This is a genomic window from Leptospira noguchii serovar Panama str. CZ214 (assembly GCF_000306255.2).
GTDB lineage: Bacteria > Spirochaetota > Leptospiria > Leptospirales > Leptospiraceae > Leptospira > Leptospira noguchii.
Genome location: NZ_AKWY02000021.1, coordinates 150568 through 177024, shown reverse-complemented (window position 1 = coordinate 177024; position 26457 = coordinate 150568). Strand labels below are relative to the sequence as shown.

General features: G+C 34.6%; 20 protein-coding genes and 1 riboswitch. Of the genes, 14 read left to right on the top strand and 6 right to left on the bottom strand.

The genetic code is table 11. The annotated features are described in order from the left end of the window. Positions 1-184: 184 nt before the first annotated feature. From LEP1GSC059_RS11120 to LEP1GSC059_RS11110, 3 genes are all read right to left on the bottom strand, one after another. Complete coding sequence (locus LEP1GSC059_RS11120) at positions 185-640, bottom strand: response regulator (RefSeq protein WP_002177202.1); 456 nt, start codon at positions 638-640, stop codon at positions 185-187. Continuing rightward, on the bottom strand, positions 633-2021 hold the full coding sequence (locus LEP1GSC059_RS11115; protein ID WP_002177144.1) for a sensor histidine kinase: 1389 nt from the start codon (positions 2019-2021) through the stop codon (positions 633-635). Before LEP1GSC059_RS11115 ends, LEP1GSC059_RS11120 begins: the two co-directional genes overlap by 8 nt. Positions 2022-2869: 848 nt before the next feature. Further along, positions 2870-3733: a class I SAM-dependent methyltransferase gene (locus LEP1GSC059_RS11110; protein WP_002177219.1), complete on the bottom strand. Its 864-nt coding sequence runs from the start codon at positions 3731-3733 to the stop codon at positions 2870-2872. 86 nt (positions 3734-3819) lie between these two features. Here LEP1GSC059_RS11110 and LEP1GSC059_RS11105 point away from each other — a divergent pair, with 86 nt between their 5' ends. The 11 genes from LEP1GSC059_RS11105 to LEP1GSC059_RS11055 all read left to right on the top strand — a co-directional run bounded on the left by LEP1GSC059_RS11105 (position 3820) and on the right by LEP1GSC059_RS11055 (position 17052). Continuing rightward, positions 3820-4848: a CapA family protein gene (locus LEP1GSC059_RS11105; protein ID WP_002177231.1), complete on the top strand. Its 1029-nt coding sequence runs from the start codon at positions 3820-3822 to the stop codon at positions 4846-4848. Further along, a complete protein-coding gene (locus LEP1GSC059_RS11100) occupies positions 4848-5582 on the top strand; it encodes a leucine-rich repeat domain-containing protein (protein WP_017215745.1) in 735 nt (244 codons plus the stop codon). The genes LEP1GSC059_RS11105 and LEP1GSC059_RS11100 overlap by 1 nt, the downstream gene beginning before the upstream one ends. Positions 5583-5718: 136 nt before the next feature. Then, positions 5719-5897, top strand: a riboswitch (cobalamin riboswitch). Positions 5898-5999: 102 nt separating this feature from the next. After that, positions 6000-8141, top strand: coding sequence for a TonB-dependent receptor plug domain-containing protein (locus tag LEP1GSC059_RS11095; RefSeq protein ID WP_020980763.1), 2142 nt, complete (start codon positions 6000-6002; stop codon positions 8139-8141). A gap of 1 nt (position 8142) precedes the next feature. Further along, positions 8143-9306 carry a YncE family protein gene (locus tag LEP1GSC059_RS11090; RefSeq protein WP_002177214.1) on the top strand — a complete coding sequence of 388 codons (1164 nt, stop codon included), beginning with the start codon at positions 8143-8145 and terminating at the stop codon, positions 9304-9306. 984 nt (positions 9307-10290) lie between these two features. After that, a complete protein-coding gene (locus LEP1GSC059_RS11085; RefSeq protein WP_002177177.1) occupies positions 10291-10947 on the top strand; it encodes an ankyrin repeat domain-containing protein in 657 nt (218 codons plus the stop codon). 434 nt (positions 10948-11381) lie between these two features. Continuing rightward, positions 11382-11834, top strand: a complete 453-nt coding sequence (locus tag LEP1GSC059_RS11080) for an SRPBCC domain-containing protein (RefSeq protein WP_020980757.1) — start codon at positions 11382-11384, stop codon at positions 11832-11834. 221 nt (positions 11835-12055) lie between these two features. Further along, positions 12056-12562, top strand: coding sequence for a MepB family protein (locus tag LEP1GSC059_RS11075; protein WP_017215743.1), 507 nt, complete (start codon positions 12056-12058; stop codon positions 12560-12562). Positions 12563-12750: 188 nt separating this feature from the next. Continuing rightward, entirely contained in the window at positions 12751-13923 is a 1173-nt protein-coding gene (locus tag LEP1GSC059_RS11070) for an LCP family protein (RefSeq protein ID WP_002177230.1), read from the top strand. Between the two features lie 6 nt (positions 13924-13929). After that, entirely contained in the window at positions 13930-14301 is a 372-nt protein-coding gene (gene rsfS / locus LEP1GSC059_RS11065) for a ribosome silencing factor (protein WP_002149230.1), read from the top strand. 35 nt (positions 14302-14336) lie between these two features. Further along, positions 14337-15869, top strand: coding sequence for an MBOAT family O-acyltransferase (locus LEP1GSC059_RS11060; RefSeq protein ID WP_017215741.1), 1533 nt, complete (start codon positions 14337-14339; stop codon positions 15867-15869). Further along, positions 15847-17052 (top strand): hypothetical protein, encoded by a 1206-nt coding sequence (locus tag LEP1GSC059_RS11055; protein ID WP_002177205.1) that lies wholly within the window; start codon positions 15847-15849, stop codon positions 17050-17052. The genes LEP1GSC059_RS11060 and LEP1GSC059_RS11055 overlap by 23 nt, the downstream gene beginning before the upstream one ends. 474 nt (positions 17053-17526) lie before the next feature. Here the strand turns inward: LEP1GSC059_RS11055 and LEP1GSC059_RS11050 are convergent, their stop codons facing one another. After that, a complete protein-coding gene (locus LEP1GSC059_RS11050; protein ID WP_020980837.1) occupies positions 17527-19524 on the bottom strand; it encodes a hypothetical protein in 1998 nt (665 codons plus the stop codon). A gap of 177 nt (positions 19525-19701) precedes the next feature. Between LEP1GSC059_RS11050 and LEP1GSC059_RS11045 the strand changes: the two genes are divergently transcribed. Further along, on the top strand, positions 19702-20259 hold the full coding sequence (locus tag LEP1GSC059_RS11045; protein WP_002177218.1) for a TlpA family protein disulfide reductase: 558 nt from the start codon (positions 19702-19704) through the stop codon (positions 20257-20259). Positions 20260-20261: 2 nt separating this feature from the next. Here the strand turns inward: LEP1GSC059_RS11045 and LEP1GSC059_RS11040 are convergent, their stop codons facing one another. Continuing rightward, a complete protein-coding gene (locus LEP1GSC059_RS11040) occupies positions 20262-20903 on the bottom strand; it encodes a DNA-3-methyladenine glycosylase family protein (RefSeq protein ID WP_017215737.1) in 642 nt (213 codons plus the stop codon). Positions 20904-21103: 200 nt separating this feature from the next. Between LEP1GSC059_RS11040 and LEP1GSC059_RS11035 the strand changes: the two genes are divergently transcribed. Then, positions 21104-22321, top strand: a complete 1218-nt coding sequence (locus tag LEP1GSC059_RS11035) for a TCR/Tet family MFS transporter (protein WP_017215736.1) — start codon at positions 21104-21106, stop codon at positions 22319-22321. A 233-nt stretch (positions 22322-22554) separates the two neighbouring features. Then, entirely contained in the window at positions 22555-23409 is an 855-nt protein-coding gene (locus LEP1GSC059_RS11030; protein ID WP_017215735.1) for a pirin family protein, read from the top strand. Positions 23410-24143: 734 nt separating this feature from the next. Here LEP1GSC059_RS11030 and LEP1GSC059_RS11025 read toward each other — a convergent pair. After that, positions 24144-25457 carry a phosphoinositide-specific phospholipase C-related protein gene (locus LEP1GSC059_RS11025; RefSeq protein WP_017215734.1) on the bottom strand — a complete coding sequence of 438 codons (1314 nt, stop codon included), beginning with the start codon at positions 25455-25457 and terminating at the stop codon, positions 24144-24146. Positions 25458-26457 lie beyond the last annotated feature (1000 nt).

Here is a 26457-nt window from a genome sequence, read left to right as displayed (position 1 = left end):
GAGAAATTAGTTTGAGAATTTAAACAGTCCATTTTCGAATTGGACGGTTGTGTACGTTTTGGTTTACATAGGTTTCTAAAACAAAAAAGATGGATTTATATATTTTATAATATTTAAATTTTATAATATTTAATATATAAAATATTTTTTAAAAACTTAAGCTTAATATTTGAGATCGAACGATTCAAATACGACCTACACTTTGGTTTATTAAAACCCAATAAAATCCGATTTTACCGGCTACTTCTCCAAATTTGTCAAATTCAAACGGTTTAACTACGTAACTATTTACCCCTAACTTATAACTTTCTATAATATCCTTTTCTTCGGCGGAAGAAGTGAGTATAACTACCGGAAGCATCTTTGTATTTTCTTCGTTTCTTACTCTTCTTAATACTTCGATACCGTCCACTTTAGGCATTTTTAAATCCAAAAGAATAAGGGAAGGTACTCGTGTTTTATCTCGATCTGCGTAACGTCCGGTTGCGTATAAATATTCCAAAGCCTCTTCTCCGTCCCGTACGTGTTTGACTTGATCTGTAAGATTATGTTTTTTTAAACTTCTTAGAGTCAGTTCGGAATCCTGAGGGTTGTCTTCCGCATATAAAATTTCTATCAATTCATCCCGAGGATTATACATTTTTATCATTTACTCCTAACGTAAAATAAAAACAAGCGCCTTCGTTCAGATTACTTTTTCCCCAAACCCTACCGTTGTGTCTTTCTATTACCCTTTTGACGATGGCGAGTCCGACTCCGGTTCCTTCAAATTGGTCCGCGTGATGTAATCTTTGAAATATATTGAATAATTTATGCTGATACTTCATATCGAATCCTGCTCCATTGTCTTTTACAAAGAAGACGGTTTCTTCTCCGTTTTGATACGATCCGACTTCGATTTTAGGAATTTCTTTTTTTTGTGAATATTTAAAAGCGTTGGAAATTAGATTGAATAAAAGTTGTTTGAGAAGATTTGTATCTGCATTAGCGTAAGGAAGTTCTGCCACGGAAACTTCTGCTTTCATATCCGGATAATAGTTTGTCACCTCCTCGATCACTTTTTCCACCAAAACTTTCATGTTTACGATGGAGAACATGGGTTCTCTTCTTCCCAGCCTTGAATATTCCAAAAGATCGTCTATGAGTTTCCCCATGTTTTCGGAGTTTCGAATGATGATGTTTACAATTCTACGACTGTCTTCTCCGAGTTCCGCTTCGTGATCTTCAAGTAGTATTTTAGAAAATCCTAATATTCCTCGAATAGGAGAACGAAGGTCGTGAGAAACCGAATAAGAAAAAGCTTCTAAATCTCTATTCGATCTTTCTAATTGTTCCAAATAGAGTTTGAGGTTTTGATTGGATTTTTCCAATGCTTCTTCCATTTTTAGCCTACGCTGACTTTCTTTATAGATGAGCCAGTTCTGTAAAAGAATGAAGGAAAGATTCAGTGCAATTCCGGAAAAAAGAAGAGTGACCGATATGGTCATGTTAATTTTAGAATTGTGTTTTCGTATATTTAGAAGTCTAAGTTCTTCATCTTTGATTTCTTGAAGTAGAAATTTGATTTTTTCGGATAAAGTGTATCCATTAGGAGAACGATACGATTTAATATAATCCTGAAGAGATTTGTATTTTTTGATTAAAAGTATGTTTTCCATAAAAGAAAACTTTTCGCTCAAGTTGGATTCTACAACCAAAATCCTTTGTTGCTCAACGGGGTTATCGGTCGTTTTTTCTTTCAGTTCTTGAATCTTTTCTAAAACTATCCTTTTGTTTTTGAAATAAGAATCTATTAGTTCTTTATCTCGATATAAAATATAAGCCCTTAAAGCGGAATGAGTTTCCCTAAAAGAAGAAAGGGTTTCTTCCAAATTTAAAAGTACTTCTTGAGTATGTGTTTCCCATTTTCTAAGTTCTAAAGATTGTTGTAGGGTATAATATGCAGATCCGGTCATGATGAGGTTTAGAAAAAGAATTACGATTAATCCGTAGACGATATTCTTTTCAATTTTATTTTTCAAAGGAAATACCCCAAATGTCTAATATTGGAAATTTTTTCATTCAAGGAAATCTAAACCCTAAAATGCGAGTTTAAAGAATATGCCGATCTGCATCCATTCTTTTCTGTGCGAAAAATCGGATTCTAATTTCTTGATATACTTGAAACTACTTTCCTTTTTTTGAATCTTTTTTTCTTAAAAATAAGGAATTGTAAGAAAAAATTCTATTTATTTCAAAGCCCAAATTTTTCCAACAAACGAGCCGTTAAAGTTGACTCTGTATACTTATTGATTGATAAGGCTCAAATTTACGGTTTGTTCTAAGATTTAAATTTTACTCTACGAAAAAATTCAAAGTGGCCATTTTTGATTTATTGTATTTTTTGAAGGCTTACACTTTAGGTTTTTCTGAAATAATTGGACGAAACTTTATCTGGAAAAAATTTCTTTTATATTCGCTTGAATTCGTAATTTTTTTACGGCTTTATTAAAATTTATCGATGATTTGTAAAGTAGAGTTATACCGGTTTGATTTTATTTTTTGAAAGATGGACCCGGGAAATTTTGATCTTGTTATGGATATGCCACGAATGATTTCGTTTTGCAGAACGTATTTTAGAAAAACCGATTTTTATGAAATCTAAATTCTATTCGATCAGAAAGATCAAACTGATCATCCTAAGCGCCTAATTTTTTGTGTTAGGGTTTGTTCTACTGAACTCTATAAAATTGAATACTGTTAATTTTTATCGCAAAACACCGCTTCAATGTCAAATTTTATTATATAACCTTGAGTAAATCTTGGAGCACAACCTTTTTTATTTTTAAAAAAACGAAAAACGTTTTTGATTTGTTATCCAGAATTTAAGTTATTTAAAAAAACAAATAGCCATCATATCACCTTGGTCTAAAAATTTTACAGTAGGATCTGCAAAATACTTAAAGATTTTATAAAATAGAGAAGAATTCTTTTTTGAGGTAAGTCCGCTTCCGTAAGTGACGTGTTTTTTCTTTTGGAAACCGAGAGAACGGCAGAGTTTTACAATTCCGGGAAGAGAATAGTAGTATAGATGTTCTGGAACGTTTAGATATCTCCACAACGGTCCTTGTAGTTTTGCTAAAATTCCCCATCTACAAGTGGAAAGAATCACTCTGCCTCCCGGTTTAAGATGTGTATAAATTTTTTCTAATGTTTCTTTTGGTTTGTGAAGATGTTCAATCGAAGCCCAAAGTGTAATTAGGTCAAATTGATCTGCGTTAGTTGGTTTCCATTCTAAAAAGTCTACTTGTTCCACTTTGAGTTTGAGTCGTTCTCGGGCAAATTTTACGGGGGTTTGGGCAATGTCTATTCCGTAGGAATCCCATCCTCTACTTTGCATATAGTCTACAAAATAGCCGGCGGCACAACCTACGTCTAAACAGCGTTTGGCGGAAGGGAGAGATTTTTCCCAAGTTTGGAAATCTAAATCTTTTAAGTTAAGGCCGAATACTCTGGAAATTTCGTTTCTGATTCCTTCCGAAAAATAATTATCATAACCTCTATCACTTCTTTTTAAAAAATATTCTTCCGAATAATAAGAAGCTACTTCTTTTGGAGAAGGTTGAGGGCTCACTTGAACAAGAGAGCAATGTACACATTGAACGATGTGAAATAGTTCGTTCTTATGATTGGATTTGGAAAAGAGAGGTTTGAATTCTGATGAGCCACAAGTGTTACAAGGGATTTTTTCCATTCTATTATTTTATCGGGTAGGGTTGAAATTCTTTTGATAGAAATTCTGCTTTACGGTCGGCATTCGATTGAAACTCATGAAATGGCATGAGACAAATATTCATTTTATCCGTTTTATTTCTTTCTTCATTTGGGCTTTTAGGAGACTCTAAGACGATTAAAATCAAAGCAGTGGGTGATATGGTTCCTGGAACGAATTTTCCACAACCTTTGAACATACAAGACCCTAGATCGTTTTTATTTGGAAAGGTGGAAAGTTATTTAAAGGGTGCGGATATACTTTTCGGAAATTTTGAAAGTACCCTCACCAATTATCCGAGTACTTCCAAGGATACTTCTAGAAAAATGATTTTTGCTTTTAGAACACCTCCTTCTTACGCTAAGGTTTTAAAGGAAGTAGGATTTGATATATTAAGTATCGCTAATAATCATTCTTTGGATTTTCACGAACAAGGGTTTGTGGATACTCAAAAAAATCTTTCAGACGTGGGAATTCATTATACCGGAAAGAAGGGAATGATTACATATATGAATGTGAAAGATATTTCCGTAGCTTGGATTGGGTTTTCGCATTTAAAATCGCATAACAACGTAAATGAAATCGGAGAAGGAGTAGCACTGGTCAAAGAAGCGAAGAAAAAGGCGCAACTCGTTTTTATATCCTTTCACGGAGGTGCGGAAGGGGGCCCCGCTCTTCACGTAAAAAATCAGATGGAACGTTTTTACGGAGAATATAGAGGCAACTTAGTCGAGTTCAGTCACTCATTGATAGATGCAGGTGCCGACTTAGTGATCGGTCACGGTCCTCATTTAGTGCGCGCAATGGAATTATATAAGGGAAGATTGATCGCTTATTCACTTGGAAACTTTATGGGTTATAGAGCCTTATCTTCGAGAGGGATCGTAGGTTATTCTCTTGTTCTTGAAGTAGAAGTAGATTCTCAAGGAAAGTTTGTAAAAGGAAAGATCATACCGTTACAACTGGATTCCGCTTCGATTCCAGAATACGATCCAGAAAAGAAAACAATCGATTTGATGAAAAAACTTACCAAGGAAGATTTTCCGGGCAAGGGTCCAAAGATCTCGGGCGATGGTACGATTCTTCCGGGCGTCTGATGGACTTTTATGCAAAATTAATTCGTTTAAAAAAAGTTGGAATGTATCTTTTACTTTTTTGTATTTTCTACAGGGACGTCGAACCGCAAAATGAAAAGATCGAAGAGAAAGTTTATACAAATTTAGCGGAAGCTCTTCAAAATCCTTCCGATGTTCATGTTTTAAATTTAAACGATCAGATGATCAAAAATCTTCCGAGACAAATCGCAAATTTAAAAAATTTAACGACGTTGTATCTGTTTGCAAACTCGCTTACAACTCTTCCAAACGAAATCGGGCAGCTGCATAATTTACAAAGTCTTTTCTTGTATAGAAATCATCTTTCCACTCTTCCTGAAGAAATCGGTCAACTTCAGAATTTAAAGGAATTAAGTTTAGAGGCAAATCTTCTGATAACGCTTCCAAAAAATATTGGCCGGTTACAAAATTTGAAAGCGCTGAATTTGTCTTATAATCATGGCACTTTTATTTTTCTTCCGGAATGGATCGGCGATCTTCAAAATTTAGAGGAACTGGATTTGAAGTATAATTCGCTTACAACTCTACCGAAAGAAATCGGTCAACTTCAGAATTTAAAAGTGCTCGATCTAGAAGGTAATAAACTTACAACACTTCCCAAAGAGATAGGAAAGCTTCAAAATATGAAGGATTTGAATTTGATTTCTAATCCTCTTTCTGTTTATGAGAAAAAGCGAATTCGAAAGTTGCTTCCGAAATGTTTGGTTCATTTTTGAATGAATATATTTTACGGGAATTTTCTTAAACAATCAGAAATTATAAATCTTGCAATATGCAAATTCATGGCATATTGCCCGTAAATCTTTGATACCGTTTCGCAGAATTCTCTTGCTCCTCCAACCAGTCTTCGAAAACCTGGAACGGAAACTTGTTCGTCCTCTTTACGAGAGGAAGGGAATCCGGTTCGAGTCCGGAGCTGAACCCGCAGCTGTAATCGTCGTAAGAGGCTTTGCAACAATACCACTGTGATTTTCACGGGAAGGTGCAAAGTCGACGAAAGCCAGAAGACCTAACGAGTTAAAATACAAACTTATGGGACTTTCGGGAGTTAAGGTCGGGTTTGAAAAATAGGCCCACGTTTACTATATTCCCAATGGGAATTACCGATTTTTCGATCCCTTGCCCCAAATAAAATGGGATCAAATCAATATATTCAAATTTTAAAATATTCTGTAACTCTATTTTTCCTCGTATTAGGTAGAAATTTAGCCGCTCAGGATCGTACTCCAAATATAGTTCCTGTTACAAAAACGGGGACGGTTCAAAAGGCCGAAACCGTCAATGTGGTCGGAAAACCGGTCGATGCCGGTTCCCAAAATTTCCGTTCCAATCCGAGCGGATTTCAGACCGCAATTCAGTTAGACGAAACCTCTGCGCGTTATACGTCATTACCAGAGGTATTGGAGAGAGAGGCAGGACTTAGGGTTCGGTCTTTCGGAGGATTAGGATCGTATTCTACACTTTCTATTCGTGGTACAAATCCAAATCAGTCTAGGATTTATTTAGACGGAATTCCTTTGAACAATTCACAAGGAGGAGAAGTAAATCTCGCGGATCTTCCCTTTGATAGTTTAGAAAGTGTGGAAGTATATAGATCCGGAAATCCGATCGGTTTTTCCGGATCTGCGATCGGAGGTTCTGTCAATCTGGTGACCAAAAAGGATTCGGGGAAACCTAAAACTAGAATCAATTTAGGCGGAGGATCATTTAACACTGGAAAGGCGAGTGTTTCTCATGCTGGAAACTATAAAGGAATAGGAACCAGTTTTTTAGTGTTAGGTGAAAAATCTGACCAGAATTTTTCTTATAAAAACGATCACGGAACCGTCGTTTTGAACACGTTAGACGATACAATTGATAGAAGAAAAAATGCGGCCTTTGAAAGAGCTGCTTTATTTGGATCTTTAAAATACCAAATCGGAAAAACAGAGCTGAAATTTTTAAACGATTTCAATCATAGAATTCATGGACTTCCCGGACCTGGATCTAATCAAGCCGATCGTGTGCATAGAAAATACGATCGAAATACGGGCTCTTTTGCCACAGACACTAAAGGGTTGTTTGTCGATTCCTTTCGATTAGAAACCAGAAGTTTTTATACGGCGGCTAGAGATGATCTTTACGATCCTCTTTCTGAATTTTCTAAAGGAACTCCGAATTCCAGAGCGGAAATTAGACAAGCCGGTTTTCAGATCATGCCTACTTTGTATTTAACTGACTATCATCAGATCTTGAGAGGGTTTGTGTCCTTGGAAAAAGAATCCTTCGATCGGGAGAGGTTAACCTCTTCTAACGTAGTAGGAAGGGTAGAACCTAAAAAAGAAAGAACTTATTCTTCTTTTCGTCTGGAAGACGAAATCCGTTTTTGGAACTCGAAAATACTTTTGATACCCTCAGTGACCTGGGATCACTATAAGGATCGTTTTCCTTCCGAAGAACCCTGGTATCGAAGACAGGATCCGTTTGCGAGTGATCTAAAAAAAACTACATTCACAAATCCTAAATTAGGTTTTGTTTGGAAGATATTTGAAAAAGAAAGTTGGGATGTTCAGTTTCAAGCGAACGTATCCAAACAATATAGAATTCCTTCTTTTTTAGAAATGTTTGGAGAACAGGGAAGTATTGTTGCAAATCCTAATTTGAAACCAGAACAAAGCGAAAACGGAGACGGGGGTTTTATATATAAAACAAATCATTCATTTCTAAAAACAAAAACGAGTATCTCTTATTTTACAAAGGACATGAGAGATATGATTTTGTTTCTTCCCAATTCCCAGTTTACACTTAGACCGGAAAATGTGGATTCCGCTAAAATTAGAGGATTAGAATTTTCTCATAGAGAAGATTGGAAATACGGAATTAAATTTTTATTCAACTATACGTATCAGGAAGCGATTAATACTTCTTCTTCTCCATATTTACATGGAAAAATACTTCCTTTAAGACCCAGACACGAATTTTCCAGCACGTTTTCTTGGAAAGGAAAAAAACTGGAAACCGGAATAGAATTGTTGTATATAGGAGCCGTGTTCAGAGATAGAACCAACGAGTACATCAATTATATTCCGGAAAGACAGATCTGGAATTATTTTTTCACTTGGGTGATTGATTCTGAATTGAAAGATTCTGATGTGAACGCAAATTCAAAGGAGATAACGAGAGAGATTCTTTTAACCTTTGAAGTCAAAAATTTTACGGATAAAAGAATATCCGATTTGATTGGTTATCCTTTGCCTGGAAGAAGTTGGTACACAACGCTGAGTATGAGATTTTAAAATGAGGACAAAATTTAAGGTTTTTATTTTATTCTTTTTTTTGAATGTATTTTGCAGAGATATTGAAAGGCCTTCTTTTTTAAGTCTGCTTCTGATTCAAAATTTACCTGGAAACATAGGAGTGGTTACCACCGACTTTGGAGGAGGAGGGCGATTTAAAGTGATCAATCCGACTTTTTTTTACGCTTATCCCGGATTAACTCCTATCCATTCGGATGCGGTCGCCCGATTTGGAAATGGTAAAGTATATGTATTAAATCGATTGAATCGGGATAGTATTCAGGTATTGGACCCGAATTACGGATTTATCACCACTTCTGAACTTTCACTAGGTTCCAAAGTCAATCCTGTGGATATGGAATTTGCAAGTGCGTCCAAAGCTTATGTGAGTTTATACGGATCTAATCGATTGATGATCGTAGATCCGACCTATATGACAATCACTGGTTTTATCGATTTAGTAAGTTATGCGGAATCTTTTTCTTTAGGAGCTTCTCCGGACGGAATTCCCGAAATGAGCGGATTAAAAATAGTAGGGGATTCGCTTTTTGTATGTTTACAAAGATTAGATCGAAATGATCCATCCGGATATTTTCCGCCTAACACGAATTCTATTTTGTTGGAACTAAATATTTCTACTGATCAAGTGGTCGGAACTTATACTTTCCCAAGTTCTAATCCGGTCGGAAAACCGCAACTTGTGGAACTTTTCGGAGAACCTCATCTTGTAATTGCAACTCCAGCTAGAATGGGTTTTCAAAGTCAGATTGACGGAGGAGTGAGTGCGTTTCAGTTATCAACTCGAACGTTTATTTCTAGATTTTTATATTCGGAGACGGTTGCAGGAGGAGATATACTTTCTGTTCAGATCAAATCGGACACGATGGGTTATGTAGCCGTATTGGATTCCGGTTTTACTAAAACCTTACAAGTATTCAATCCGAATACGGGAGAAAAAATTTCCACCTTACTTACGATTCCTACAAGTTACGACGCGAGTCTTTCCAGTGTTCTATTGGCGTCGGATCAAATTTTATATGTGGGAAATACTCAGTTTCAGCAACCTGGAGTGACTATGTTCGATACCGAAAAAGGGAACCAGTTGTTGACTCCCACTCCGATTTCGGTCGATCTTCAACCCTATGATATTATAGAATTAAAATAGATTGAAAATCTAAAGTAGTATAGTTTTAAAAAATCTACGTCTACTATTTATAAGAGGTTTACTCATCTCTATAGAATTAACGTGAACAGGACGTAATAGGTCAATTTTTTCGTAAAAAATAGATGTGGGAACTCTCACAAATCGTGGATCTACAGTTAAACTTTGAAAATTGTGGGAACTAATACAAAAAGAATTATTGTCCAATCAGATTTCTGCACAAAACCGCTGTTTTGCGGCCATCATCAAAATTTAAATCCCATTTTAAAGTGAGTTCGGCGCGAGTAAAAATTTTTTAAAAGTATGAGTTCCTACACTTTTGAAATTTTTTCGTAAAATTGTAATTTGGTGTTAGTTCTCACATCATTTTACAGACAAACCTACGTTGTGTTAGTTCCCACATTTTAAGAATCAATCCTATAAACTTGAGATCCAACTTTTTTTTCAGAATTATGGCCGAACGTACATTCATTATGAGATTTGTCTTACTGATCCAATAAAATTGAGTGTCGTAAGTTCTCATTATAAAACCTTATTTTAAATCAAAATACGGGTACTTTATGATAAGTCCTTGAGTAAATTGGAAAGTGTGAGAATTCTGCAATGCAAAAATTTTTTGTGGGAACTCTTACAAATCATGGATTTATGGTTAAACTCTGAAAATTGTGGGAACTACTACAAATCATGGATTTACGGTTAAACTTTGAAAATTGTGGGAACTATTACAATTGATCGAAGATTCAAAAAATTACATTATATACTTTCAATTGAATGGAATACGAATTAGGCGAAATCGAACCGTTTTATTTTTCTCGAAAATTAAATTTTATAAAAACAAATTCGATTCTTTTAGAAAAGGTAATCGTAGATATTCGAAATAAATTTTTTCCACAGTTTTTTAGCCACGTTGAATGTAAGTTGTAAGAATTCACTTGAATTTTTTCCAAAAACGAATCTAATCCTCTTTCAAAAAAGAAAGGGTGATCTATGCAGGAAATTTTTCAGGCAATAGCAAGCGGCCAAAAAGCGAAAGTGATCGGACTATTAAAAAGAGATCCTAACCTTTTTCAAAGTTTAACCGAAGAGGGGATCACCCCCGTTCTATTTTCTCTTTATTACGGAAAATTAGATATTTCTAAACAGATCTATGAAATCAGTCCTAGTAGAAATCTTTTCGAAGCCGTAGCCTTGGGTGATTTAGAAGAGACAAAAAAAATAATTTCCAAATCAACGGATGTGGTCAATTCCCTATCTACAGACGGATGGTCCGCGTTACATCTCGCCTCTTACTTCGGTCATTTAGAAATTGCAAAATTCTTAATATTCTCAGGGGCTGATCTTAGTCTTACTTCTAAAAGTAAGTTGTCTTATGGAAATACTGCATTACATTCCGCGGTAGCGACCGGAAAAAAAGAAATCGTGGAACTTCTTTTAGAAAAAGGAGCAGATCCGAACTCGTTTCAAAATCCGGGAGAAATTACACCTTTGCACATCGCCGCAAGTCGATCCGGAAGCGAGGATATTATACGGTTACTTTTAAAAAAAGGAGCGGATAAAAAATTGATCAGTTCCGAAGGACAAACACCGTATACAATCGCATTTGAAAAAGGAAATATAACAGAAGCGAAATTATTAGAGGTTTGAAAGTCAAACTCTGAGAACTTAACTATAAGATCTGAAAACAATCAAAGTTGTAATACATTGTTGATCTTATAAAATTAAGTCTTCTGAACTTAGATTAGAGTTATTGAAAAATTAATTTTCTTTTGCTTTTTCATTAAAACAAATGGATAAAAACGTTTGTAAATATGGATTTTTTCAACAACTCAATTACTGATTCCTATAAAAATTGAGTAATGAAGATTTTGCAAATACAGAATGTTTATGGGTTTTTAGAAAGTATAAATTTATAATATTCTTATAAAAAAATACAGTAATTGATTTTAAAATTAATTTTTATTCAATGTATCTGTTGTGGTGAAAGTCTTATATAAAAATTTGATTTTAAGATTGTCATTTATAAGTTTATAAAAGTCCTATGAGATACTAAAAAATTTTTTGAATCTATGGAGTGATGTATGGAAACCATTCGTTTTTCGATTTTAATCGACGCAGACGTAAAAGTCGTTTGGCATAAAATGTTGGAAGATTCGAGTTATAGAATTTGGACCAAAGAGTTTCATGAAGGTTCTTATTTCGAAGGAAGTTGGGAAAAAGGAAGTGAAATGCGCTTTTTATCTCAGGATGATGATGGAAAGTTACAAGGAATGTATGCTATCATTCGGGAAAACGTACCATATCGATTTATTTCCATAGAACACATAGGTTTCATATCTGGTGGAGTTGTAGATACGGAAAGCGAGGAAGTAAAAAAATGGACCCCCGCTTTTGAAAATTATACGTTTCAGGACGAATCCAATGGAAAAATAAAGCTGATTGTAGAAATGCAAACGATCGAAGAATATAAAACCATGTTCGAAGAGATGTGGCCTAAGGCTTTGAAGTCTCTCAAAGAATTGTGTGAAAAGTAGTTTATTTTTTAATAAACTTTCAATCCGATTTTTTAGAATGGATAATACTTTAGAACTTTATAAATTTTATATATACTTTTAGGAGATATTACTCATCCTTACGGAACAATTTTGAATTTACGTGTAAGCGAATTTTTATAAAAGGTATTCTTCCTAATTAAAAATGTACTTTATCGAAATAAAATGCATTGAGTTTTGGACATTCGTGATTCAGAATCAAAATGAAATTAGAATTGATCGAAATTTTAGACAACTTTCAAAAAAATGTATTAAAGCCCTGCGGTGTTTTAATAGAAAATCTGGTTTTAGAAAAGGAAGGTTCCGATTATGGGGCTTGTAGTTTTGAATTGGGGGAATGGAAAATCATTTTTCGTGTGGCAAAAATCACACCTAAAAAAGTAGGGCAATTTGTAACTCTATGGAAGCGGAACAGTCAAGGCCAAATCCAGCCTTATGATATTCAAGACGAGACCGATTACTTTATCATATATGTTTACAATCAAAATCGTACAGGACAGTTTATATTTACAAAAGATGTTTTACTTCAGCAGGGAATTTTAAATGGAAATAAAGAAGGGAAGTTAGGATTTAGGGTTTACCCTTCTTGGGATGTTACTTACAATCAGCAGGCCAAAAAGACTCAGAAGTGGCAGTTGGAATATTTTTTAGAAAATACTAAAAAGGATTCCAACAAAGTGGATCAAGTGAAACGTTTTTTGAAGTTGTAAATCTGCTTACTTTTACTTTTTAAACCTGAATAAAACTTTAAAAAATCAGATCGCATTGTTTAAAAAACAATTTTGATTTTTGAAGACAACCCAAATCGATTTGTTAGAATCTAGAATTGTAATCGACGTGATGATTTTTGAAACGAAAGACAAACTAAAATAACCGTTTGACAGACGGGTTTTGCAGATTGGAATGGAATCGGGGCGCAAGTTTGGAATCTAAAGAATCTGCAAAAAAAAAATCTGGTTGGTTGCTTTATATAGCAGCCGGAATTCTATTATTTTCAGCTCTTATTTTTTTAATCGGTAAATTCAATCGAACCGGACTGGAAGAAAAAATTGCAGCTGGTAAACCGATCTATTTTTTATTTCATGCGGTGAACGATTCTGGGGAATATGAGTTTGGTCTTTTGGCGACTCTCTTTCCGTCTAACAATCGTTGTGCGTTATACTTCATTCACCCGATCACGTCGTTTGACGATCCGGATGATTCTTTGGATCTTCTCAAATCTGGAGCCAAGTCTTCGGTCAAAAGTGCGATCACAGATTTGATCGACACAAAGCCTAATTATACGATTTCCATTTCTTCTTCTCAATGGATTCGAATCGTGGATCTTTTAGGCGGTTTAGACGTTTATACGGATAATAAAACTGTTCGTAGTTCTTCGGAGTACAATCGAGAGCCCGGGGTTTATACTATGTCCGGACAGGATGTATACGATTATACGAGTAAGATAGATAAAAAAGAAACCTTGGATTATTTAGAAAGAATCAGTCGCCAAGAAAGTGTGGTGCTTACTCTTTATGAAACTCTTTCTCAAAAAAAAGAATTTTTAACTACAACCCTTCTGGTTTTTGCACATAGCTTGATTGAATCCGATCTTTCTAAAGAAGATTTTTTGAGTTTGATTAAGTTTATCAATTCCAGAAGAATTCAATTCGGAATTTCGGAACTTCCGGGTGAACCGATGAACGATCCTAAGACGAAAAAACTCTATCTAAAAACTGATATTGCAAGAGCCAGGGTTGCTTTTCGTAAATTTTCAAAGGATATGAACTCTGATGTTTTTACGGATGCAGAATTTGCAAGGACAGAAGTGTTAAACGGAACCGAAGTAGCCGGACTTGCAAAAGACGTTCGTGGAATTCTTTCCGATAAAAGGATCAAAGTGCTTGCGGCGGATAACGCTTGGAAAAAAGGATTTCCTAAAACTGTGGTAATTGATCGTTCTGGTAATACAGCGATCATGGATCGTATTTCAACCGTATTAGAAAAAGCTGAAGTTCATCACGTGCTCAGAAAAGATTTGGGTTTAGATACTACGGTTGTAGTAGGCTCAGATTACGAACCTAGAAAATAAAAATTCATGAATTCTACTCATAAACAAAACCCTACTACCGAAGAAATTCTTCGGATCATACGAGATATAATGGCGGATAAAAAATGCGAAGAAGTAAGCATTTTAAATCTTGAAAGTGTAAACAGTTATCTGAGTTATTTTGTCATTTGTACGGTCAACTCTGCAGTTCAAGCCAATGCGGTTGCAAGAGAAATCAGAAAAACATTAAAAGAATATAAACTTTCGCATAAAGAAGCAGATAAAACCGGAACGTCTGCTACTTCCGGTTGGACTCTTTTAGATTTTGGAGAAATTATCGTTCATATTATGACTCCGGAAAAAAGAGAATATTATAATTTAGATAGGCTCTGGCGGGACGCCAAGAGAATCGAACTCTAAAAGGAGTGCCGTTTTTTTAAATCGGTCTATCAAAGATGATTTTCAACTCGGCTGTTTTTATTTATTTCTTTTTAATTGTATTAGCAGTTTGTTATTTTTTTGCCGTTAGAAAAATTTCTAGAAAGATTCAGAATTTATTTTTACTCATTGCTTCTTATGCATTTTACGGATGGTGGGATTGGATCTTTTTGATCCTAATTGTATTTGTATCCGTTTCCAACTTTTACATCGCTCTTCTTATGGAACAAAAAGAGTCGATCAGTGGTCGTCTTTTGTTTTTGGCTGTTGTAATTGATATGGGAATGTTAGGTTTTTTCAAATATTATAATTTTTTTATAGAAAATTTAAGTTCGATTCTAAAAACCTCGGCGTTGTTTTTAGGTGCACAGGATTCTACACTTTTTAGAGACGATATATTTCTTCAAATTATACTTCCAGTGGGAATCAGTTTTTTTACATTCCAAACTCTTTCTTACGTGATCGACGTATATTTCCGTAAACTCAAGGCAGAAACCAATCTGATGGACTTTTGTCTTTTTGTTTGTTTTTTTCCGCAATTAGTCGCGGGACCGATCGAAAGGGCGGGGGACCTTCTTCCTCAAATCAAAAAGGATAGAAAGATAGATTTGGATCTTTTTTACAAGGGTTGTCTTTTGATTCTAGTGGGTTATTATATGAAAACCTACGTGGCGGATAATCTCGCGGAACTTGCGGATTTAGTTTTGCTCGAAAACTCCGGACTTTATAAATCCAATCCGGAACTTGCGGGAGGACATTCCGCAATTCACACAGTTCTTGCGTTATGCGCGTTTATCTTTCAGATTTATTGCGACTTTGCCGGATATTCTTATATCGCAAGAGGTTGTGCTTTTCTTTTAGGCTTTCATCTCAGTGAGAATTTTATCACTCCGGAATTTAGCGTAAATTTTAGAGAACTTTTCCGAAGGTGGCACATTACTCTCAATCGTTGGTTTACGGACTACGTCTATATACCGTTAGGCGGAAGTAAGGTCAGTAAATTTTATAACTATAGAAATTTGTTTTTAATATTTGGACTTTCCGGAATTTGGCACGGCGCCAGTTGGAATTTTGCACTTTGGGGTCTTTGTTGTGGGCTTTATATCGTGCTTTATATGATTTTTAGAGAACCTTTTGAAAAGCTTAAGATTTTCGTAAAATTTAGATTTCCTTTTTTAAATAACTCTTTTTTCACAAAGGGATTTTTCTTTTGGTCTTGTTTTTTTACCATGTTCATGTTTGCCATGTCTTCTATATTTTTTAGAAGTTATGATGGAAATCACGTAAAGATATTATTTACTAACATCGTGGAAAATTTTTTCGTTCTAAAAGGTCCGAACGATCAAATCAGCGTTTCCAATTATCTTACGGAGATTTTAAAGTTAATCGGACCACTTTTGGTATGGGACTATTTTCATTATAAAAATAATTCAGCTTTTTTTATATTCGAAAAACCTGTAGTAGTACGAGTTCTTACGTATTTATTTTTCTTTTATTGTATAGTTTTAAAAGGTGTGTTTGGTAAAAATGTCATTTACTTCGCTTTTTAAAAATAAGGTAGTAATAATCTTATTAGTAATTTTGGTTTTGGTGGAACTCATCGCCAGATTTACGGAGATTTACTTTTATGAACATACGGAAGTTTTTTTAGTCAATAACGTACGAAAAAAGATGGAATCCGGAGTTTTGGACTACAAAGGGCTTGTATTTGGAGATTCCAGAAGTATGTCTCTGGTGCCTTCCCAAGAATCAAAAGTTTATAATTTTAGCTTACCTGCAATGGGAGCAAGGTATTATTCTTATTATTTAAAGAAGTATCTAGACGCGGGAAATCGAAAACCGGAATTTATACTATTCGCTTCCAGTCCTGGGTTGATCTCCGCAGGTTACGGAGATCCGATTGTGGACTCAAGTCTCGTAAAATACGTTCAGCCGAATATAAGTCTTTTAGAATATTTGAAAAATCGATTTTTTGCTGGTTTGACGTATAAAAATTTTGTAATGGATGGAGTTTCGGGAAATATTAGAAAAACTGCATCCGAAATCAACTGGAAATTTTTCTCTCATAGGATTCTTCATTTGTTTTCTATAGGGGAAATGTTCCAACAATATAAAGGGCCTGAATTGGTTTACGTATTGTCCTCTTCGGTTCCGAACTTATTTTCTACATATCGGTATCGTAAAGCGCTTTTGAATGTGTTTTCTTATGAAAATTATAAAACCGCAGAAGCGACCATGAAATTAAATTGTGGATGTGAAGAACTGTATATTCCCAGTTGTATGCCGCCTGAAAGTAATTTTAGGGACAATCGATGGATTGCGGAAAAACTGAATTTTCAAAACGGAGGATTGAATATCTCCGATAGAATTAAACCTCAACACGCAATACTTTATCAGATGAGTCGGGAAAAACTGAAAGACGAAACTCTCGCTCCTTACGAGACGGAGCCTGTTTTTGATTTTAGCGCGTTTGAGGATTTTCTTAAATACGCCGAAACTCAAAACATAGACGTTTATTATATTGTAATGCCTTTTCCGGAATATATCGAACCGACTGGATATTTTTCGAAATTTTGGAGTGCCTTTGAACCCCTCAAAATAAAATATCCACGTTTAAAAGTATTGAAGTTTGAAAAACAGTTTATGAAACCTGAATATTATTCGGATCAGATTCATCTCAATTGCCAGGGCGCGAAGATAGTAAACGAAATGTTTCATAAATTGGGTTATTGATTTAACGTGAGCAGGACGTCGGTCAATTTTTTCGTAAAAAAATAGAGATGTGAAACTACTACAAAAAGAATCATTGTCCTCTGCACAAAACTGTTGTTTTGCGGTCATCATCAAAATTTAAATCTCATTTTAACGTGAGTTCACTGAAAAAAAATTCTAAAAGTAATAGTTCCCACAGTTTCAAAGTTTTACGGTAAAATCTGGAATTTGTAATAGTTCCCACAATTTCAAAGTTTTACGGTAAAAAACTATAAAAACCTAATAGGAAATTATCATTAGAACATTAAAAAGTTTTTATACAACATAATTGCAGGAACTACCACAACTATAAAAGTGCGGAAAACTATTATTTTAAAAAAATCCTAGACTTATTTCGCGAATTTACATTCGAAAAGTGACCTAAGAGTAGGAACTGAATAACCCAAAATGTAAATAAGGGATTTGCGAAAAAACAAGTCCAAAAACAACTTACAATTACTTTAGACAACGAACTCCGGCGTAATTGCTAAGATGATCCCAACGGATTTCACCTTTAAATACATCCAAGTTATAGGCGCCGTTTTCACCGACAGAAATTGTGGAAGACCAATACCTTTTGTCGGAATTATTTTCAATCCAGGATTCTGTTTCGCCACTTTCATACGAGTCTTCTAATTCTTCAATGGTCGGAAGTCTAAGATCTCTGGAATTACAAATTTGGTTTGCTTGATACCAATTATAACTGCCGCTTGAAGATTCCCAAAAAATTTCTTTTTGAGATAAAGATTTTTTAATCTTTTTTTTATCTGAATTAAATTTTTGAATATTAGAAATTTCTTTTTTAGAATCTTTTAATTGAATCGTTTCGTTTTCGAAATGAATAGTGAAAAGTTTTTTTAATTCTCGATTTGAATTTCCGGCTTGAACCGTACTTTCTAAAATTTCTTTGAGTTTAGATTTAGCGGAACCCCAAAAAAGACCTGTTTTACTTTCCCAGTCCGCTCCGAGTAGATGACTATTTACAATTTGAGTAGGATTTTTAGTTTCTAAACCTTCGTGCAAAAGTGAATTCAATTGAACTTGAAAAGAAATAGGAACTTTTAGTTTTTGATTCACTCGTTTGATTTCTTTTTTGATCCTATCGATTTGAGTTAGGCTGGTAAATTCAGATTTTGCAAGAGTTAAGATCCCTTCCCGAAATGTTTCGTGAATTTTATTTTGATGAGATTCTTTTTCATCTTCCGTATCTGCCAAGGCTTCCGCTGTAAACTCTCTTTCGATGATAAGATAGGTCGTTTCCAAACGATTGGATAAATGAGAACGCCCTGTTTTTTCAGAAGTTTCAGCTTTTTTTTCGATCGTTTCTCTAAACGATTTATAAGCTCCGTCTGTTTTTTCTGTAAGTTCTTTTAGAATATTTGAATATAATTTAGAAGAAAGAGAAAAATCAAACTGAGAATAAGCCTTATCTGCTTCTTTTTCCATTAAAGAAAATAGAGCAAGTTCTACTTTTTCTTTTCTTTCCTGAATACTTTGTAGAATTTGGAGTTGTCTGTATTTTTCAGGGACCTGAGAAGAGTATTCCTTTAAAAGAGAATGATAGTCGGAAAGACGTTTTTCCAAATCTTCCGGGTTCGAATCGAAAAGGTTACGATCCAGATTGTTTATCTTTTCCTTATATTCTAAATTATAATTATTTGTAATACTTGTTTGAATTTCTCGAACAAACGGTTCTAACTTTTTCAAAGACTCGGACGAAAGTCGTTCGTTAAACGCGTTTAAGATACGATTGTAGATCTCGGTAGATTCAGCATATTCTTTGGAACGACTGTGTTGGGCCGCCTTATCTAGTTCTTCTTTGATTTCTTCTAAAACTCCAGCTAAAATTTTATCGGAGGTCTTAAATTCCATAGAATTAAGATTGGTTCCGGGAACTGGTTTGATTTTTAAAAATGTTACGCTTAAATTTCCGTTGGTAGAAGTGGGAACTTTATGAGGATCGAAATTGTATTGGAGGTCTAAAAGTTTTTTACCAGATTCTCCAGCGTAGTAGTCTAAAAGAAATTCTGGAAATTCCATTTGAAACGTGGACTTGATAGAGTAGTTTAGATTTTTTGAATCTCTAATTTGATTTCGTAAAGATACGTAGACAAGACCGTTTTGGGAAGAGATTATACCAGAAATTACTTCGTTGGCATCTATGGCATCCGCAATCTGTTTCATACAAATTTCATCCGAACAATCCATCTTTTGAAGAGTTTCCACTTGTTTCAAAAGAATTGATAGAGAATCGTCATCTACAATTGTATATTTACCTTCAAAGTTTCTAAGAATAGAATTGATAATTCCATTTCGAAATCTGTTTTCCAAACCGGAGTTTAGATTACCTTCCATTGACAATTTATGAATATAAATTTTAGAATGTATGCTCTGTGCAAAAACTCTGATAGGAAACCAGAGTAAAAAAAGAAGTAAAAGGTAACCGAATCGCATCAAAATGATCCTAACGAGTATATATCAAAACGCCGTTTGATTCCTTTCAAAAATTTTTAATATCAATACAATATAAGAGCTGAAGTAAACCGAAAAGTAAACAATTATTTAAAGTTTTAAAAATAGTATTTACAATCTTTTCCAATGGAAGGATTAGAATTTGGGAAACTAAAACGAATGAACAAAAATCAAGAAAAAGAAAGTGGTAACGTAATTTTTTGTAAAATTTTCTATAAGCAATATCTCTTCTTAATTTTTATTTTACCATTAGGTGCAACTCTTTCAGAATCTTTGGATAATTTTGCGTTTTATAATCTTATGGAAGAAAGGATTGTTCTTTCCGATTTTTTAAAAAACTTTTCTGAAAAAGACATTTTGATACTTAATTTTACTGGCTCTCAATGTAAACCTTGTAAAGAACAAGTTCCGATTCTATTAGATCTTGTAAAAAAAACAAACATAGAGGCGACCGGGAAATGGAAAGTATTTTTTTGGATCGTATTTGTAGGAGATGATTTTCAAATCGGAAAAGAATATTCAAATTTACTAAATCTATCAAATAACGCGGAAACGTTCGTAGATCCATTATCGTCTAGCTATAAACAAATTAAAATTGTAGGCTTACCTGCAGTTTTCATTTTAAATTCGAAACGGGAAATTCTTTTAAAAATAGAAGGATATAATCAATCCGGAACAAACAAATTGAAAAATTTTTTATCTTCTTGGAGAAAGTAAAATCAAAATTTAATATTATTTTCTCGAATGTAGGAATGCCAAAGCAACATAGTGGCGATTGAGCGAAAAGGTTTCCAAGATTTAGAAAGAGACAGGATTTTATCATGAGAAGTATCTGCAGATAATTTTTTGATTTTTTTTAGGGATTGAACTGCCGCCAAATCTCCGAGTGGGAAAATATCTGCACGATGCAAAGCCATAATTAGAAAAATATCTGCGGTCCAATTTCCGATTCCCTTTACGGCCGTCAAATCTTCTCGGATCTTCTGGTCTGATTGAGAGGGCAAATTGCGGAGTATTAGTCGTTTGGAAAGTACGAACTTTGCAAGGTCTCGAACATAACTGGTTTTTTGTCTACTGAAATAACATTCTCTTAATTCGATGTCGCTTAACAAAAGAATCTTTGGGGCGGTTACGGAGCCAATTTTATTTTTCAGTTTTGCTAAGGCCGCCTTTGCGGATGCAAGAGAAACTTGTTGTTCTAAGATGATATGGACTAAAGTTTCAAAGTTCGGTTTGCGACTCCAAAAAGGAGGATAACCATGCTTTATAAAAATTGAATGTAACCCTCGGTCTTTTTGGAAAAGCTGATTGCAGATAGAATGGAATTCTTTCTTTTCGAATTTTAAAATTTTATCTTTCAAATTTAATATCTTCTTTTAGGACATACGATGAGATTTGTCTTTGGTATTACAAGACGATCTAAACGAGGCTTTTTGGATAATCAAAATTTTAGCAGAGATATTGTTCTGTGTTCGATTTGACTGTTCGATGAAATTTCTTAGGATTACTCAAGAAATAATTTTTTCGTTGTCAAAAGACTTAGAATTCATTGGGTGGAGTTATGAATCATAGACGACCCGCAGCTTTGGGTTTTATTTTTGTAACCGTTTTGATCGATGTGATTGGTTTTGGAATTATCATCCCAGTTTTACCGAAACTCATTCAGGAATTGACCCATGGAACTTTGAGCGAAGCCGCGTGGTATGGCGGGCTTTTGATGTTTGCGTATTCATTTGTACAATTTGTTTGTGCACCGTTTGTAGGCGGATTGAGTGATCGATATGGAAGAAGACCTGTATTACTCGCGTCTCTTTTTGGTTTTACGTTGGATTATTTATTTTTAGCCTTTGCACCTTCCATCTTTTGGTTGTTTGTCGGAAGGGTTTTGGCGGGAATTATGGGTGCAAGTTTTACAACTGGCTACGCTTATATTGCCGATATTAGTCCTCCCGAAAAAAGGGCGCAAAATTTTGGAATTTTAGGAGCGGCGTTTGGATTTGGGTTTATCATAGGACCAGTGATCGGGGGTGTTCTAGGGCAATATGGTTCGAGAGCTCCGTTTTTAGCCGCGGCTGTACTAACACTTATAAATTGGTTGTTCGGTTTTTTTATTCTGCCTGAGTCATTGACTCCGGAAAATAGAAGAAAATTGGAGTGGCAAAAGGCAAATCCGATCGGATCTCTTATCAATTTGAAACGTTATCCAATGATCATAGGATTAGTAGTTGCATTTTTTCTAATGAACGTGGCGGCTCACTCCGTGCAGGGGACTTGGAACTATTATACGATGGAAAAATTTCAATGGAACGAGGCGATGGTGGGTTATTCTCTAGGAGTTGTAGGTCTCGTTTATGCAATCACACAAGGGGGATTGATCAGGATTATTCTTCCGGCGCTGGGACAAAATAGAAGTATTTATCTGGGTTTGGCTTTAAGTGGTTTGGGATATGCGTTATTCGCTCTTGCAACACAAAGTTGGATGATGTTTGTATTTTTAATACCTTATTGTTTGGGGGGAATTGCAATGCCTCCCCTCCAGGGAATCATGTCTTCTCAGGTTCCGCCAAACGAACAAGGAGAACTACAAGGGGCACTTACTAGTTTGATGAGCGTGACCGCGATCCTAGGACCAATTTTGATGGCAGGTTTATTTTCTTATTTTACAGATAAAGGAGCCCCTGTTTATTCTCCGGAGGCGCCTTTATGGATGGGAACTGTTTTAACGGCGGCGAGCCTTTGGATTACGGTCGGGTCACTTAGAAAACATCATTCGGAATGATGTTGAGATCGATAGAAAAACTCGATTGTTTTTTAAAATCGAATTCTAATTTATTTTTTTATTGTGTCTAATTCATATGAAGTCTTTTTAAAATTAAAACTTCTATAAAACCCAAAAAGAATTATAGCTCAAACAAATTTTTATTGCAAAAACTAGTTTGAGTGTAAAAAATTAGGTGTTTTTAATATAATTTTTAATAAAAAATAATTATTTTAGTTTTTTATAATAAACTTATGAAAATAATTTCAGGAATAATCAAAGATTTAGGAGAAAATTTCCGGGTTCGAAGAATACTTCCTTCCATAGAGGCACGTCACGTAGGACCATTTGTATTTGTGGATCATATGGGACCTGTCCCCATTCAAACCGGAAAAGAACTAACGGTTCGTTCTCATCCTCATATCGGATTGGCTACAATCACCTATCTTTATGACGGAGTTATACTTCACCGAGATAGTATCGGTTCCGAAATGAAAATTCGTCCCTATGAAGTCAATTGGATGACAGCAGGTTCTGGAATTGCACACAGCGAACGATCTCAACTGGATCAACAATATCCTATCTTAGAAGGGATACAAACTTGGGTAGCTCTGCCTAAAGAATCGGAAGAAGTAGAACCTGAATTTTTTCATCTAGATAGAAATGAAATTCCTGTGATTTCGGAAAAAGGTTGGGAGTTACGATTGGCCGCAGGAGAATTTTTAGGTAAACGTTCTCCTGTAAAAGTATATTCAACACTTTTTTATGCAGACTTAGAAGTCTGGGCGGGAGGAAAAGGAAAATGGAATATACCTAACGATCAAGAATCCGCTTTGTATGTGGCACGAGGAAGTTTAGAAGTTCAAGGCCAAAAAATTCAAAAAGGAAATATGGCAGTGTTCAATTTAGGAGAAACGATTTCTTTTTCTTCCGAGGAAGGAAGTCGTTCGATTCTTTTGGGAGGGGTTCCATTTCGGGAACGTAGACATCTTTGGTGGAATTTTGTATCCACTTCTTTGGAAAGGATCGAAAAAGCAAAGTTGGAATGGAAGCAAGAACGTTTTCCGGCGGTTCCTGGTGAGACGGAAAAAATTCTTCTTCCAGAATAGTAAATTATAATATTAGAATATTTTTTAAACTTTAATTCTGTCTTTACGGATCTTTATAAAAAAGAGTGTCTAGAATTTATCTCAAAAATATTTCATCTTTGCTTAAAATAGAGATTTAGATTATTTTAATCAAGAACTACATAATAAACGTGGGAGATTCGTTTTATGAAAACCTGATTTTTTCATAAGAAATAAATGTTTAAAAATTTGTAATGCGACTTAATCTGTGGGAACTCTTACAAATCGTGGATTTACAGTTAAATCTTGAAAATTGATGGAGTTACTATAAAATACAAAAGAATCATTGCCCATTCGATTTTTGCACAAAATTGTTGTTTTGCAGTCATTATCAAAATTTAAATCCCATTTTAACGTGAGCAGGACGTAAGAAAAAATTTTCTAAAAGTATGAGTTCCTACAATTTTAGACAAAATGTTGCCCCCCCCTTCTGGACTTGAAAATCGTGGTAGTTCTCACGTCATTTTACAGACAAACCTAAGTTTTGTAATAGTTTTCACATTTAAGGAATCGATCTACAAAGTTCAGATTTCAACTTTTTTAAAAATCATGGGTTCCTTACGTTGAACTCACATTAACATAAGAATCGCTTTTACATTGGACTTTAGCGAACTTATGTGAAACGGCACTTTACAATAAAGATTTGAAATACTCTATTCTATAATTCTAAAGTATAACAAGCCGTTTTTGTAAGAAACAAACGGCTTGTTTGTTTTTTAAGGAGTTGAAAAATATCCGTCTAACGTCGTATCCGGAGCCCAATTATTTTCATTGTCTTTGGTCAGATTGATCCAGACTGTTTGGTTATTACCGCTCGATTTTAGTACATCTTGTAATTTTTTATTTTCATAAGGAGTTGCTGGAGCTGCAAATTGATAACGACCTAAATTGGATGGAGAATACAGTAGACATGCGCTGCTTGCATCTCTCCAGGGGCCTTGGCGATTGGAAGTTACAATCCAATTTCCGGTATCTCTTTCCTTACATGCAAATCTAAGGTTCATATTACAATCATGAGTAGACCATCTTCCGTTTTCAGCGATCCGTGCGCAATGTTCTTGGTCTTCTCGATTGAGAGGTTGGTTGGTAGAAGGGTCCCAGGACCAAGCTGCTTGTTTTGCAAAATTGGCGTTAAATTGATCGAATCCAAATAAGTTTACTTCACAAGAGAGCATAGATTGAATATTACTATTTGTGAATGAACCGCCTCTATCACTCGGATTACTTGCGATCGAATCGTTGTAAACTCGAATTAAAGTACTTTTATAGGTTTCTCTTGGGAAGTTACAATCCGGGTATCCTTTAAAACCACTTGGTTTGAATGATGAAAAAGGATCTTTTCTAAAGTAATATCCCCATGAATCTGAAACTTCCTGATTGTAGCAGGTATTGCTTGTTAAAAAAATTCGTCCATTGGCTTTCACCATGTCTCCCAAATTTGGTATGACACTGGGAGATTGATTGAGGCAGTTTCTCGATTGATGACGATACAACAAAGAGCCCAGTTTGCTAGAAACTTTACTCATAAATTCAGAAACGTGTCCGTCAAAACGATCTTTGATATAAAGAATCAGTACCTCTTTTTGGTTTTCAGGTTTTTGAATCCATTGACTGATTTCATTCAATCCAGCCTCAAGGGTAAGATCGTAGGTATAACAACCAGAATGATTGTTTGGATTACTACCTCGGCAAAGAAGAAGTTCTTTATTTCCACTTCTACCGTTTGTCCAATGAACTTCCAATTCTAGATAACGAGCTCCTAAACGAAGTTGATCTGTAATTGTATAAGTCTGATTGGATGGGTTTCTTCGATAAGCGCTACTATTGTAAGAGTTGTGAGTTCCAAAAAAAAGAGCTCGATTTAACGGAAGATTCATACCGACTTGAACCTTTCTTTGTGCAGAAATGGCTTTATTTTCTGGGGATCTTTCTAAGACGTCTATAGGATTTTCTGTTACTCTTCCTCGATTTGCATATAGATTTTCTCCGAGTAAGAGAAAACTGATAAAGATCATTAGAATTATTTTCATTACCTTCCACCTGTAATAATATTTTTTTGCTTTTCTTTCAAAAAATTGATAGAGAGTTAAAATGATAAGGGTGGAAGTTTATAATTTACTGATTTTTGACTTATAAAAATGACAAAATTAGAAATATTTTGTAGATTGAATATCTGTAAGAACTTACGATTCGTTAAACGGTGAAAAGATGATTTTATTCTAAAAATTCATAAAAAAGGAAGATCTTAATATTTTAATTTTTTAAATAAGCTCAATTGTGTTATTTTTTGCTAAAAATTCTAGAATAGATTCCTTGAATTTAAGTGCAAATATATCGCTTTGAAGCAGAATGTACATTATCGATATTTAAAGTTTTTATAATTCATTGATAAAGTTTTGAAAATTCTAAAAATAGAATTGTTGAAAATAAATTCTCCGTCTGTTTTATGGAAATGGTCGATTGAAGTAGTTTTGTTAATCTGTACTATGGAGTTTTTCAACAACTCTAATAAATAAGATTTTGGTTTTAGAATGTTTTTCACAGAATCCAGGTTCTTTGATTCTTTTTTTCGCAGAAAAGGTTATTCTGTTCTGGAATTTAAGGATTCTTTAAAGTTCTCTGGGGAATGAATTTTCACTTGATTGTTAAATAATAGAGTTGTTGAAAAATGAATCGCCACTTAGTTTCTGTTTCATGGAAACGGTCCATTGAAGCAGTTTTATTGATCGTCACTATGGAATTTTTCAACAACTCTATTATTTAACATGAGTTGGGAGTTTTTCTAAAAGTAGTAGTTCCTACATTTTATTTAAACTTTGTCCAGAGTAATGACAGAATTTTTCAAAATTTTACTGTGAAATCTTAATCTGTGTTAGTTCCCACAGATTAAGTCGCATTACAAATTTTTAAACATTCATTTTTTGTATGAGTTCCCACATTTTATTTTTACATAAAAATCAGATTCGAGTTATTGAAAAAAAATCCATCTGCGACTAACAAAACGGCTTTATAGATTCGTTTTAATGGAAA

Coding starts and splice junctions, on each gene's coding strand:
- LEP1GSC059_RS11120 (WP_002177202.1), bottom strand. CDS start 640: ATGTATAATCCTCGGGATGAATTGATAGAAATTTTATATGCGGAAGAC.
- LEP1GSC059_RS11110 (WP_002177219.1), bottom strand. CDS start 3,733: ATGGAAAAAATCCCTTGTAACACTTGTGGCTCATCAGAATTCAAACCT.
- LEP1GSC059_RS11105 (WP_002177231.1), top strand. CDS start 3,820: ATGAGACAAATATTCATTTTATCCGTTTTATTTCTTTCTTCATTTGGG.
- LEP1GSC059_RS11100 (WP_017215745.1), top strand. CDS start 4,848: ATGGACTTTTATGCAAAATTAATTCGTTTAAAAAAAGTTGGAATGTAT.
- LEP1GSC059_RS11095 (WP_020980763.1), top strand. CDS start 6,000: ATGGGATCAAATCAATATATTCAAATTTTAAAATATTCTGTAACTCTA.
- LEP1GSC059_RS11090 (WP_002177214.1), top strand. CDS start 8,143: ATGAGGACAAAATTTAAGGTTTTTATTTTATTCTTTTTTTTGAATGTA.
- LEP1GSC059_RS11085 (WP_002177177.1), top strand. CDS start 10,291: ATGCAGGAAATTTTTCAGGCAATAGCAAGCGGCCAAAAAGCGAAAGTG.
- LEP1GSC059_RS11080 (WP_020980757.1), top strand. CDS start 11,382: ATGGAAACCATTCGTTTTTCGATTTTAATCGACGCAGACGTAAAAGTC.
- LEP1GSC059_RS11075 (WP_017215743.1), top strand. CDS start 12,056: ATGAAATTAGAATTGATCGAAATTTTAGACAACTTTCAAAAAAATGTA.
- rsfS (WP_002149230.1), top strand. CDS start 13,930: ATGAATTCTACTCATAAACAAAACCCTACTACCGAAGAAATTCTTCGG.
- LEP1GSC059_RS11060 (WP_017215741.1), top strand. CDS start 14,337: ATGATTTTCAACTCGGCTGTTTTTATTTATTTCTTTTTAATTGTATTA.
- LEP1GSC059_RS11055 (WP_002177205.1), top strand. CDS start 15,847: ATGTCATTTACTTCGCTTTTTAAAAATAAGGTAGTAATAATCTTATTA.
- LEP1GSC059_RS11050 (WP_020980837.1), bottom strand. CDS start 19,524: ATGCGATTCGGTTACCTTTTACTTCTTTTTTTACTCTGGTTTCCTATC.
- LEP1GSC059_RS11045 (WP_002177218.1), top strand. CDS start 19,702: ATGAACAAAAATCAAGAAAAAGAAAGTGGTAACGTAATTTTTTGTAAA.
- LEP1GSC059_RS11035 (WP_017215736.1), top strand. CDS start 21,104: ATGAATCATAGACGACCCGCAGCTTTGGGTTTTATTTTTGTAACCGTT.
- LEP1GSC059_RS11030 (WP_017215735.1), top strand. CDS start 22,555: ATGAAAATAATTTCAGGAATAATCAAAGATTTAGGAGAAAATTTCCGG.
- LEP1GSC059_RS11025 (WP_017215734.1), bottom strand. CDS start 25,457: ATGAAAATAATTCTAATGATCTTTATCAGTTTTCTCTTACTCGGAGAA.